The sequence below is a fragment of the Noviherbaspirillum sp. FW303-A3 genome, from assembly GCF_058788695.1.
The window spans coordinates 1-11828 of the sequence record NZ_JBYTAZ010000004.1; the positions used below are offsets into that span (position 1 = coordinate 1).

General features: G+C 60.9%; 7 protein-coding genes and 2 pseudogenes. All 9 read left to right on the forward strand.

Annotated elements, in window-relative coordinates:
- The first annotated feature begins 1 nt into the window (after position 1).
- Positions 2–1944, forward strand: a pseudogene (locus AC3WOY_RS28095) (TonB-dependent receptor).
- 247 nt (positions 1945–2191) lie between these two features.
- Positions 2192–3403, forward strand: a pseudogene (locus AC3WOY_RS28100) (Y4yA family PLP-dependent enzyme); the annotation flags it as partial.
- Between the two features lies 1 nt (position 3404).
- The gene (locus AC3WOY_RS28105; protein WP_492429819.1) at positions 3405–4328 is read left to right on the forward strand and encodes a PLP-dependent cysteine synthase family protein; all 924 of its coding nucleotides are present in this window, start codon (positions 3405–3407) and stop codon (positions 4326–4328) included.
- A gap of 144 nt (positions 4329–4472) precedes the next feature.
- Positions 4473–5615 carry an NAD/NADP octopine/nopaline dehydrogenase family protein gene (locus AC3WOY_RS28110; RefSeq protein ID WP_492420129.1) on the forward strand — a complete coding sequence of 381 codons (1143 nt, stop codon included), beginning with the start codon at positions 4473–4475 and terminating at the stop codon, positions 5613–5615.
- Between the two features lie 12 nt (positions 5616–5627).
- A complete protein-coding gene (locus tag AC3WOY_RS28115) occupies positions 5628–7532 on the forward strand; it encodes an IucA/IucC family protein (RefSeq protein ID WP_492429820.1) in 1905 nt (634 codons plus the stop codon).
- Positions 7533–7592: 60 nt separating this feature from the next.
- Positions 7593–8786, forward strand: coding sequence for an MFS transporter (locus tag AC3WOY_RS28120; RefSeq protein WP_492420125.1), 1194 nt, complete (start codon positions 7593–7595; stop codon positions 8784–8786).
- A 27-nt stretch (positions 8787–8813) separates the two neighbouring features.
- Entirely contained in the window at positions 8814–10010 is a 1197-nt protein-coding gene (locus AC3WOY_RS28125) for an ABC transporter substrate-binding protein (RefSeq protein ID WP_492420123.1), read from the forward strand.
- Positions 10007–11068 carry a FecCD family ABC transporter permease gene (locus AC3WOY_RS28130; protein WP_492420121.1) on the forward strand — a complete coding sequence of 354 codons (1062 nt, stop codon included), beginning with the start codon at positions 10007–10009 and terminating at the stop codon, positions 11066–11068. The genes AC3WOY_RS28125 and AC3WOY_RS28130 overlap by 4 nt, the downstream gene beginning before the upstream one ends.
- Positions 11062–11817, forward strand: coding sequence for an ABC transporter ATP-binding protein (locus AC3WOY_RS28135; protein ID WP_492420119.1), 756 nt, complete (start codon positions 11062–11064; stop codon positions 11815–11817). The genes AC3WOY_RS28130 and AC3WOY_RS28135 overlap by 7 nt, the downstream gene beginning before the upstream one ends.
- Positions 11818–11828 lie beyond the last annotated feature (11 nt).

Consider the following 11828-nt stretch of genomic DNA (forward strand, 5'->3'; position numbering starts at 1 on the left):
GCTGCTCGGTAACGCGGACGCCATGAAGGCGCCGTTCAGCATCAGCAGCTATACCTCACAGATGATCCAGGACCAGCAGGCCGCCACTGTGGCGGATGTTGTGGCCAAGGATGCGTCAGTGCGCGCGACCGGCCAGACAGGCGGCATCCTTGACGCCTTCTTCATTCGCGGATTTCCGATTGGCGAAGGCAACCTGGGCGAAATCGCGTTTGACGGGCAATACGGCGTGGCGCCCAATTTCCGCGTGCTGTCCGATTATGTCGAGCGCGTCGAGGTGATCAAGGGGCCCGCGGCACTGCTGTACGGCATGTCCCCGAACAGCGGCATCGGCGGCGTCATCAACATTGTTCCCAAGCGCGCGTTGAATACCGACCTCACGCGGTTCACGGCCGATTATGCATCGAGCTCCCAGGGTGGCGGCCATCTCGATGTGAGCCGGCGCTTCGGCGCGGATCGCCAGTTCGGCGTGCGATTCAACGGCAGTCATCACCAGGGCGACACGCCGGTGGACAACCAGTCCCGGAAAGCGACCGTCGGCGCCGTGGCGCTCGACTACCAGGGCGAACGGCTGCGGGCATCGCTCGATGTGATCGATCAGCGGGAGCGCTTCGATGCTCCCTCGCGCCCGTTTACCATTGCGGCGGGAGTCGCCGTGCCCGACGCGCCGGACGGCCGCCGCAATGTCTCCCAGGCATGGGAATGGGCGAAGATCGATGACCAGTCGGTCTTGCTGCGCGCCGAATATGACGTGAACGACAAGCTGACGCTGTTCGCCAACGCCGGCGGCAGTCAGACCGACGTTAACCCATTTTCGGAGGCCCGCAGATTCTGAATGCGGCCGGCGATGTACGCACGACCCCCGCTCACTTCATCTTCGACATCGAACGGTCGACCGCCGACGCCGGCCTGCGTACCCGCTTCGATACCGGGGCGGTACGCCATACCGTCACGCTGCAGGCAAGCACTTATCGCGATCGCTGAATCGGGTCTCCAGAAACGGCACAGCGGTAACCTCAAGCGTGCTCGCGGCGGCATATCCCAGCCAGGCTGTCGCGGCGCCGGCTCTGGTATCGAAAATCTCGGAAACGAAGCTTTCCGGTGTTGCGCTCGCCGATACCTTGTCCATGCTGAACGATCGCGTGCTGCTTTCCTCGGAGCGCGTCACCAGCAGGTCGAGTCGGACAATTTCAATCCGACCACCGGCGCGGTCACTTCTTCCTACGACAAGAGCGCCGTCACCCCCCTGGTCGGCCTGGTCTTCAAACCCTGGCAGAACGTCTCGCTCTACACCAACTACATCGAAGGGCTGAGCAAGGGCGATACCGCCCCGTCGACGGCGGCCAATGCGGGCGAGGTCTTCGCGCCGTACAAGGCCAAGCAGCACGAGATCGGCGTCAAGTTCGATCATGGCCGCGTGATGACCACGGTGAGCCTCTTCCAGATCGCCAAGCCCAGCGGACAGATGACCGGCAACGTCTTCGGCGTCGATGGCGAGCAGCGCAACCGCGGCCTGGAGATCAACGTGCTGGGTGAGGCAGCCCGCGGCGTCAGGCTGCTTGGCGGCGTGACGCTGATCGATGCGGAACTGACGAAGACCAACAGCGCCGCCACGCTCGGCAAGACACCGATCGGCGTGCCGTCGGTGCAAGCCAACGTTGGCGCCGAATGGGACACGCCTTGGGTAACCGGACTCACCTTGACCGGCGGCATTGCATACACCGGGAAGCAATACGTCAACCAGGCGAACACGGCACGCCTTCCCGCGTGGACCAAGGTTGATCTTGGCGCGCGTTATGCCACCAAGGTCGCCGGCAAATCCACGACCTTCCGGGCCAATCTCCTCAATGCATTTGACCGCGACTACTGTCGGGCGTGGCATCGTGGGGCGGCTTCGTGCAGGGGGCGCCGCGTACCGTGCTGTTGTCCGCCTCGGTGGATTTCTGATCCCACCTGCAATCGCAATACTGGAAAAGGGAGGCGGCCTATGCGAAGCGACAAGCCATTGACCGAAACAGGCATGGGACGGATACAGATCCGGGAGCCGATGTCGCTCAAGCCCATACTCGACCGGTCGATCGCCGACCTTGTCCATTCCTCGCCGGAGACGCTGCTGGCCTTGGCCGACCGATATGGATCGCCGCTCAACATTGTCTGGCCGCATATCCTGAAGCAAAACGTGGAAGCGTTTCGTTCCGTATTGCGCGCGCATCAGGTGCGATTCGAGATCTTCTACGGCGCGAAGGTCAACAAGTCGCAGGCGCTGGTCAGCGCCGCCGTGGAATCCGGCATCGGCGTGGACGTGTCCAGCATCCATGAAATGAGGGATTCGCTGCGTGCCGGAGCGAATCCGGCAAGACTCTGCGCAACCGGCCCGGCGAAGACGGCGGCGTTCCATGCCGAACTGATCGCCAACGGCGCACTGATTTCGATCGATTCCGCCGAAGAGCTTGCGGAACTGGAAGAATCCGTCCGCAGGCTCGCACCGGATCGCCGGGCGCGGATTCTTCTCCGGTATCGTCCCGACGCCTCCCGCGCGAGCCGGTTCGGGATGGGGGGAGAGGATCTCATGCGATGCCTGCATCGCCTCGTTGAGGCGAGGAAGCAGTTTGCATTCGAGGGATTCCATTTCCATCTCGGCGGCTATGCGCATGAAACGCGGGCACAGGCGCTGCGCGAACTTGTCCGTTATATCGATGCGGCGCGCGGCTTGGGCCTCGGCCCGCGGATGATCGACATCGGCGGCGGACTGCCGATCCGGTATGTGGACAGCGACGAGTACGAGGCGTTCCTGCAATACCCGTGCAAGGAGCATTACCGCAACGGCAAGGTACCCGAATCCTTCTATCCCTATGGCGGACGCATCGGCGCCTGCGAATGGCTGGACCGCCTGCTGAAGTCGCCGTGCGCGGATGGCCAGTCGGTCGCCGAATATCTGAACGCGATGGATCTCACTCTGGCGCTCGAACCGGGGCGCAGCCTCGCCGACCAGGCCGCCATTTCCGTATTCAAGGTTACCCGCGTGAAGCCGCTGGCAGCGGGAAACCATGTGATTTTCGTCGAAGGAAGCAGCTTCAGCGCGTGCGAAACCTGGTTCGCCTCCGAATTCCTGGTCGACCCGATACTCGTGGCGACAGAGAAATCCGGCGACAACGGTGCAGCGCCAGGTCAGGCCTATATCGCGGGGCACAGCTGCCTCGACGACGACGTCATCACCAATCGGCTGATCGGCTTCGACAGGATGCCGGAGGCCGGCGACCTGCTCGTGTATGCCAACACGGCCGGTTACCAGATGGACTTGCTGGAGAACGAATTTCACCGTCATCCGATGCCGCGGAGGATTGCCGCCGCTTACGACGCAGCTGGAAAGATGACTATTTCACCTGACGATAGTACGGAGAATTGAGATGATTCTGAACAAAGTGACTGATTTGATCGGCAATACCCCTATCCTGAGCATTCCGATTCCTGCAAAGAACTCCAGGTTGCTGCTCAAGATCGAGAAAAACAATCCGGGTGGCAGCATCAAGGACAGGATGGCTCGCAACATGGTCATTGCGGCGCTCAAATCCGGGCGCCTCAAACCGGGTGGCGTGATTGTCGAGTCGTCTTCCGGCAATACCGGGATCGGCCTTGCCATCACGGCCATCGAATTCGGCCTGCGCTTCATCGCGGTGGTCGACCACCATGCGGCCCAGGACAAGATCGCCGTGATGCGCGCACTCGGCGCGGAGATCCGTTACGTCGCAGGAGACTATCGGGAGGACGAAGTTGCCGTCGTCGAACGCCAGCGCATGGCCGCCGAACTGGCCAGCCAGATTCCGGGCGCCGTGTTCATGAACCAGTCGGACAATATCGCCAATGCCGGCGGATATTTCGATTTTGTACGGGAAGTCATCGAGCAGATCGGCGGCCCCGTGGATGCCTATGTCGGTTGCGTCGGAACGGGCGGATCGATGACAGGGATCGCACGCGGACTGAAGCTGCATAATCCCCACACCAAGACAATCGCTGTCGAGCCGGACGGCTCGATCGTGTTCGGCCAGCCGGGCCGCCCCTATTATCAATCGGGAACCGGCACGCCCAAGGGCGATACCGTCGGACTGGTGCTCGACTACAGTTGCATCGACATGGGGGTGCAGGTCACCGATTCGCAGGCCTTCGAGACAGCCCGGTATGTCGCCAAACACACCGGGCTGCTCGTGGGGCGGTTCGACGGGTGGCGTCATCTACAAGGCGCTGGAATTCATTCACAGCGGACTGATTGGCGGCAATGTTGTGGCCGCGGTGGCGGATGGCGGAGAAAAATATCTCCACACCGTGTTCAATGAGGACTGGCTGAAAGAGCGCAACCTGCTGGATCCGGGTATCTGGGAGAGTCTCGACGCCTGGCTATCCCAGGAAAGCGTGAGCGAACCAGCGCCGCGCGCGGTCCCACGTCTGAGCGTGGCATGACTCCGGAAAGGGATTGCAGGATGAAGCCGTTGAACGTGGTCGTTTGCGGCGGGGGCAGAACCGGGCACCTGAATGCCGTGCTGTTCAAGCAGCTTCCCGGCGTGCGCGTATCCCTGCTCACGAGCCGTCAGGACGTGATTGACCGGCATTGCCGTGACGAAGGCCTTGTCACGGCAATCCTGCCAGACGGGAAAACGCTCGACGCCCGCCTGGATGCCGTCGCGCGTGAACCGGAAGGCATCATGGCGGACGCGGATGTTGTCGTCATCACGGTGCCGGCGCAGGCGCGGCCGGACCTGCTGCAGTCGATCGCATCCAGCCTGCCGTCGCACAAGCCCGTCTATGTGGGAGCGATTCCCGGCTTCTGCGGCTTCGACTGGCTGGCGGAGAAGGCCCTGGCCGAGCGGCCCAATGCCGTCATCTGGGGCATGAAGGACGTGCCCCATACTGCCTACGACCTGACGCCTGGCGTGTCGGTCAAGATGGGCGGGGCAAAGAGCACGCTTTACATCGGGACGCATGTGCGCGAGACCGAAGCGGCGCGCCAAACCCTCCTGGCACATTTGCAGCGGCTGTACGAATCTCCCGTCGAGCTGCTGAACCACTACTTGGAAATCACCCTCACGCCCGGCAACCCGATCATGCACCCCTCGGTGGTATACGGGCTGGTCGGGCCATACGGCCAGTGGCACAACAAGACGTTTTCGTCGCCCATCTGCTGGTGGACCGATTGCCCCGAATTGGGCGCGTACTTCCTGGAACGCAGCGACGAAGAGAGCCAGCTTCTTTGCAAGGCCATCGAGCAGCGCCTGGGCGTGGACCTGTCTTCGGTGAAGCCGTTGAAGCAGGAAATCATCGAGGCCTACGAAGACCAGATACGCGATCACGGCACGATGCTGTCGGTATTGCGAACCAACCGGGCCTATGACGAGATCCAGGCGCCGCTGGTGCCTGCGGACGGCAATGCCGGCTACGTCATCGACAAGGAAAGCCGCGCATTCCATGAGGACGTGGCCTACGGTCTCGCGCTGCTCGTCAAGATGGCGAAGCGGCTGAATCTGAATGTCCCGCATATCGAAGAAATATTCAACTGGAATGTCGCCTACATGGGTGGTCTGCGCGGGTCCGCGCTCGACTACTTTCCCGAAACCTGGCCAGCCTGACACCTCTATCCTATGAAAACCAATCCGATTTTGTTGCAACCCGACAGCGCTTTCTATGTGGAGCGCAAGAATGACGCGCTGGCATTCGCACACCGCAATGCCTTGCGGCGCGTCGTCCGCTGCCTGTTCGCCGAGAAAATCCTCGACAAGAGCCTGCTCATATTCGCTCCTCAGGGATGCTGTGCATGGTTTCCACTCTGGCACAAGCACGCGCTCGTTTTCTTCGAAGACCTGTGGGCGGCGCCTGCGGATACCTTCATCAACCGTGGAGCCATCACCCTCATCGAATCCAGCGGTGCGCGCACTGCCATCGACACGTCCGATCAACTGATCGATCTGCTGCGCCCCTGCTTCGATTTTTCCCTCAGCGAAGAAGGCGTTGCCGGCCTGAAGGCGGATATCGAGAACAGTATCGCCAACGATGCGCTTGCCCGTATCCACCGGGATGCGTGGGCTGCGGACCTGAACAAACTCATCGATTCCGCCGGTGCCGGCGGCCTTGCGGATTACCTGCACAAGCACGCCACCATCAAGGACGCCGCGATGCTGCTGGACCAATGGGGTTCGCTCGAAGGCCACCCGTTCTACCCGACCTGGAAATCCAAGCCGGACCTGAGCCCCGAGGAAGTGGCCCTGCTGTCGCCGGAGTTCAATGCGAAGGTCCGGGTACGCATCGCGTCCTTGCGTGCGGACATGGCCTATATCGAACGCATGCCCCACGTACACAGTTACCAGGACTGGTTCGCCGACAACTTTCCCGACTTGTGGAACAGCTGGAAAGACGGATTGAACGCGAAACGGTTGAATGAACGGGACTGGCTTCCGCTGCCTATCCATTCCTGGCACCTCGAAAATTATGTGGGGAAGGAGTATGCCGCAGAGATTGAGGGCATTTTGATCCTGGATGGCCCGGACGTCGAGACGCTGCCGACCATGTCGTTCCGGACCATGATGCCGCAGGAGCCTGAAGCCGCCCCGTTCATCAAACTGCCCATTGCGTTGTGGCTCACGAGCGAACAGCGCAGCCTGCAGGCGAAATCGATCCATATGGGGCCGCGCATCAGCACGGTGATCAAAAGCATTCTTGCCGCCGACAAGGAACTCGGCAAGGCGCTCGACATCTTCCCGGAAGAAGTGGCATTCCACTACAAGCATGCGGTGAAGCAGGAAGACCGGCCCGGGCGCCATTTGTCGGTCGCGTATCGCGCGAGCCGGGATGCCTTCGAGCGGACCGATGGCCTTCTTCCAGTCACGGTCGCTGCGTTATTCACCGGTTCGCCTGCGAACGGCAGGCCGCTCGTAACGGAACTGATCGAGCGCAATGGGACTCGTCCTGCTCCGGAAGTGGTGGAAACCTGGTTCAAGCAGTATGCGCGAGCAGTTACGCGTCCAGTGATCGCCATCTATCTGCTCTACGGAATCGGACTTGAAGCGCATCAGCAGAACACTTCCGTGCTGTTCGCCGCAGATGGGACGCCAAGAAGCCTTCTGATACGGGATTTCGGGGATGGCCGCACCTATGCGCCTCTGCTTTCCGAGCGTGGATACGGGCTCGAGCCCTATGTCCATCCAGGAATTCTCCCTACCGTCTTCACCGACGATATCGAACCGGTTCGCACTTTCGTGCTGGATGCCTGCTTCGTCTGTCACCTGCACGAACTGGCGATGCTGCTGACGCGCGAGTATGAACTCGGCTCGGCTCGCCTGTGGGAAATCCTGCGTGAAGAGACGGCGGGTGCCTTCGACGTGCTGGCACCGCGGGTATCCCAGGCGCTATGGGCAACGGAGCGAGAGGCGTTTCTCGAGCAGCCCTGGCCGACGCGCTCGGTACTGCGAATGCATCTGCTCAAGTACTCCAATTACCGTCTGCAGCATGATCTGCCCAACCCGCTGGTATCGGCGGACGGCGGGATCTGACCGATGTCGAACGCCGCCATAGCGCCGAGCCAAGCGTCGCGTCTGATTCACGTTCTCTTCGTGATTCAGCTCACTTCCATGGGCGCCATGGAAATGAGCGGCCCCTTCTGGCCCCTTCATTTGAAGTCGCTCGACGCCTCTGAGCTCTTGTTAGGTTTTGCCGGCATTGCAGTCTACGTGGGGCCGATGCTCGGCATCGTGTTGACCGGCGCATTCTGGGGGAGGATCGGCGACCGGTTCGGGCACAAGCCGATGATGATCCGGGCCTTGCTCGGCTTGTCCCTGACCCAATTGGCATTGGCCTACACGAGCGATATCTGGATGATCCTCGCGCTGCGCTTCGTCCAGGGCGCCTGCGCAGGATACATCGCCCCTGCGCAAGCCTATGGAGTCACCATCGAATCGCCGTCGCGCCGGGCCCGCCTGTTCGCCTACCTGCAGGTATCGACCAATGTCGGATCACTCGCCGGTGCGGTCGTCGGCGGCCTGATTCTCGATTACACGACCTTTTTCTGGATCAATGCTGCTGCATCGGCCCTGTGCGCCTTGTGTGCCTTGGCCGCGTGGCTGATATTGCCGAACGTACCACCGGCAGCGAAGGCAGCACCAGCAGCCGCGCAAACGGCCGTCGGTCCGGCGGACGCCGGCGCGCTGCTCACCTGGCGCTCGCCGCCCATTCTTGGCCTGCTTGGCGTCATCGGCATACTGCTCGTGAGCCGTATGATTACCCAGACCCCGTTCTCCCTGTATGTCCGCTCGATCTTTGATGTGAGCAACTGGGTGGTGGGCTTGTGCTACGGCTTGCTCGCGCTGGGCTTCATTCTGTCGGCGGCGATGTGGGCGAAGCATTTCGAGAAGAAATCCCTGTCCGAGACGATCCGCTGGATCGCTTGCATCGCCGGCGCTTGCGCAGGCTTGACGGCGGTCGCTGGCGCCACGCGCAATATCGGCGTATTTATCGGCGTGCATTTCGCCTGGGGCATCCTGCTGGGAGCGACCACGCCGGTATTGATGTCGCAGATATCCAGGGTGGCTGGCAGCCTGCGGCAGGGCTATATCCTCGGCGTCGCGTACAGCACATCGCAATTATCATCGATCGGCGGCATTGTGCTGGGTGGCTGGCTGAGTCAGGCCGTCGGGCTGGAATACACCTACTTCTTCGTTGCGTTTTTCTACGCCATGGCCGCGGTTGCCGCGCTGGCCATGAGACGGGGACACGCTGTGATTCAACCCGCCGGCATGACGCGGCAGTAATCCTTTTCATTCGCAAGAGTCTTTATCATGGCATTTCAACGTCGCTGGGCCGTAGCCCTCATTCTCCTCGTACCGGTCTGTCTTCTCGCCGGATTCTTCTTCTTTTTTAATCCGGCAAAGGGAGGTGAGGCCGTTGCCGACGCCGCACCCGGCACGGTCACGGTAACCGATCTTCTCGGGCGGCAGGTGCAGGTCCGCGTGCCCGTACAACGCGTTATCCTGGGAGAGGGGCGCCAGCTGTATCTGGTTGCGGCGCTGGATACGGATAATCCGATCCAACGCATCGTCGGCTGGCGCAAGGACCTGATCCAGGCCGATCCGGATACCTACGCGTTGTATCTGCAAAAGTTTCCAAAGATCGCCGACATTCCCACCTTCGGCGGCTTTGAAGACGGCACGGTCGATATCGAACAGACGATTGCGCAAAGGCCCGATGTCGTTTTCCTGAACATCGAGGCCGAACGCGCCAGCCAGGACGCGCGTACCATCGAGAAGCTCGGCGCACTGGGTATCCCGGTGGTCTACATCGATTTCCGCCACTATCCGATCGAAAACACCGAGCCGACCATGCGGCTGTTTGGCAAACTGTTCGGAAAGGAGCAGCGCGCCGAGGAGTTCATTGCCTTCCGCGCTAGGCAGATTCAACGCGTCACCGACGTCATCCAGGCCCGCCAGCCGACACGCCCGAAGGTATTCATCGAACGGATTGGCGGATATACCCAGGACTGCTGCCTGAGCTTTGGACATGAAAACTTCGGCAAGTTCGTCGAGATGGCCGGCGGCGTGAACATCGCCAAGGACGTCATTCGCGGCACGTTCGGTCAGTTGAATCCGGAACAGGTCGTGGCGGTCAATCCCGACCAGGTGGTGGTCACCAGCGCCAACTGGGAAGCGTATGTGCCGGGCGGAAGCTGGGTAGGAGTCGGACCGGGTGCAGACCTGACGGAAGCGGCGCGAAAACTCGAAACCTACACAAAGCGGCCGGCTTATGCGGGTATCAAGGCGAACCGGAATCAGGAATTTCACGCGATCTGGCACCAGTTCTACAACAGTCCTTACCAGTTCGTCGCGATCCAGCAGTTTGCAAAATGGTTCCATCCGACGCTCTTCCCCGACCTCGACCCGGATGCAACCTTCCGCGAACTGCATCAGCGCTTTCTGCCCTTTGAACACAGGCCCGGTTACTTCGTGAGCTTGAAAAACAAGATGGAGGCCCACCAATGAGCGCGGTCTGTTTGACGGAAAGCGGGCAGCGCACCGTCTATCGGGCAATCGTCAGGCGCAAGCGGCTGCTGATTGCGGCGTTCATCGTTCTGCTGCTGTTGAGCCTCCTGCTCGACTTGGCGCTCGGACCAGCACGGTACAGCCTCGACGAAGTCGTGCGCGCCTTGTTTCTTCCCGACAGCACTTCCTTGCAGGTAAGGGTCGTGATGTGGGAGATCCGCATGCCCGTCGCCCTGATGGCGATCGTCGTTGGCGCTGCGCTGTCGCTCGCCGGCGCCCAGATGCAAACGATACTGAACAATCCGCTGGCAAGTCCTTTCACGCTGGGCATTTCAGCCGCCGCAAGTTTCGGCGCTGCAATGGGACTCGCTTTCGGGGTCAAGCTTTTCCCGGTGGCGACTGAATACCTCGTCCCGCTCAATGCATTTGCGATGGCAATGTTGTCCGCCTTGTTGATCCATCTGCTCTCGATGCGCCGTGGCGTGACCGCCGAAACGGTCGTGCTGCTGGGGATTGCCCTGGTGTTTACCTTCAATGCCCTGCTTGCACTCGTCCAGTACTTTGCGACTGAACAGGCAGTTGCCGCTGTCGTGTTCTGGACCATGGGTAGCCTGACCAAGGCCACATGGCCGAAGCTGGCCGTGACCTGTCTCGTCATTGCGGTCACGCTGCCGATCTTTGCACGCCGGGCTTGGGCATTGACTGCGCTGCGCTTGGGAGACGACAAGGCTGCCAGTTTCGGGGTCGATGTGCCGCGCCTTCGGTTCCAGACCCTGGTAATGGTCAGCCTGTTGGCCGCGATTCCGGTTGCTTTCGTTGGCACGATCGGTTTCGTCGGTCTCGTGGGGCCGCATATTGCCCGCATGCTGATCGGGGAAGACCAGCGCTTTTTCCTGCCTGCTTCGTTGCTGACTGGAGCGCTTGTACTTTCGCTGAGCTCAGTGGTGAGTAAAACCCTGATGCCAGGCGCCATCTTCCCGATCGGGGTGGTAACGTCGCTCATCGGTGTGCCGTTCTTCATTTCGCTCATTCTTGGCAGCAAGAGGAACGCATGGTGAGACTACGACTGGAAAATATCGGTGCGCTTTACGGGCGACACTTGGTCATTTCCGGAATCAATACCCCCGCATTCCACGGCGGGGAGGTTGTTTCGGTCATCGGCCCCAATGCAGCGGGGAAGTCGACATTGTTCAAGCGCTTGGCCGGACTGCTTAAAGGGCCGGGTAACATTCATCTCGAAGGCTCTCGCAAGGGGCTCGACGGGATCTGCTACATGCCGCAGGAAATCAACGCCAATGCGAGACTGACGGTCTACGAATCTGTCCTTTTGGCACGCAAGCAGCAGACGCCAAGCTGGGCGGTGCATGACGACGATCTGAAGGTAATTGATGCCACCATGGCATCACTCGGTATCGCCGACCTTGCGTTTCGCAACCTGGGCGAACTGAGCGGAGGACAGCGTCAACTGGTGTCGATCGCGCAGACACTTGCGCGCGAACCGGAAATCCTGCTCATGGACGAACCCACCAGTGCGCTCGATTTGCACCGGCAGATCCAGGTGCTCGATTTCATGCGGCGCTTGGCCAGGGAGAAGGGGATGCTTGTGTTCATCGCCATCCACGATCTCAACCAAGCGTTGCGATTTTCCGACCAGACGCTCGTGATCGCGAGCGGCACTGCAAGGGCGAGCGGCCTAGCCCGCGAGGTTATCACGGAGAGAATGCTGCGCGAAGTGTACAGAATCGATGCCCGCATCGAGTGCTGCTCGATGGGGGTTGGGCACGTGATTGTCGACGGCGTTGTTTGAATTTCAGATCG

Coding starts and splice junctions, on each gene's coding strand:
- AC3WOY_RS28105 (WP_492429819.1), top strand. CDS start 3,405: ATGATTCTGAACAAAGTGACTGATTTGATCGGCAATACCCCTATCCTG.
- AC3WOY_RS28110 (WP_492420129.1), top strand. CDS start 4,473: ATGAAGCCGTTGAACGTGGTCGTTTGCGGCGGGGGCAGAACCGGGCAC.
- AC3WOY_RS28115 (WP_492429820.1), top strand. CDS start 5,628: ATGAAAACCAATCCGATTTTGTTGCAACCCGACAGCGCTTTCTATGTG.
- AC3WOY_RS28125 (WP_492420123.1), top strand. CDS start 8,814: ATGGCATTTCAACGTCGCTGGGCCGTAGCCCTCATTCTCCTCGTACCG.
- AC3WOY_RS28130 (WP_492420121.1), top strand. CDS start 10,007: ATGAGCGCGGTCTGTTTGACGGAAAGCGGGCAGCGCACCGTCTATCGG.
- AC3WOY_RS28135 (WP_492420119.1), top strand. CDS start 11,062: ATGGTGAGACTACGACTGGAAAATATCGGTGCGCTTTACGGGCGACAC.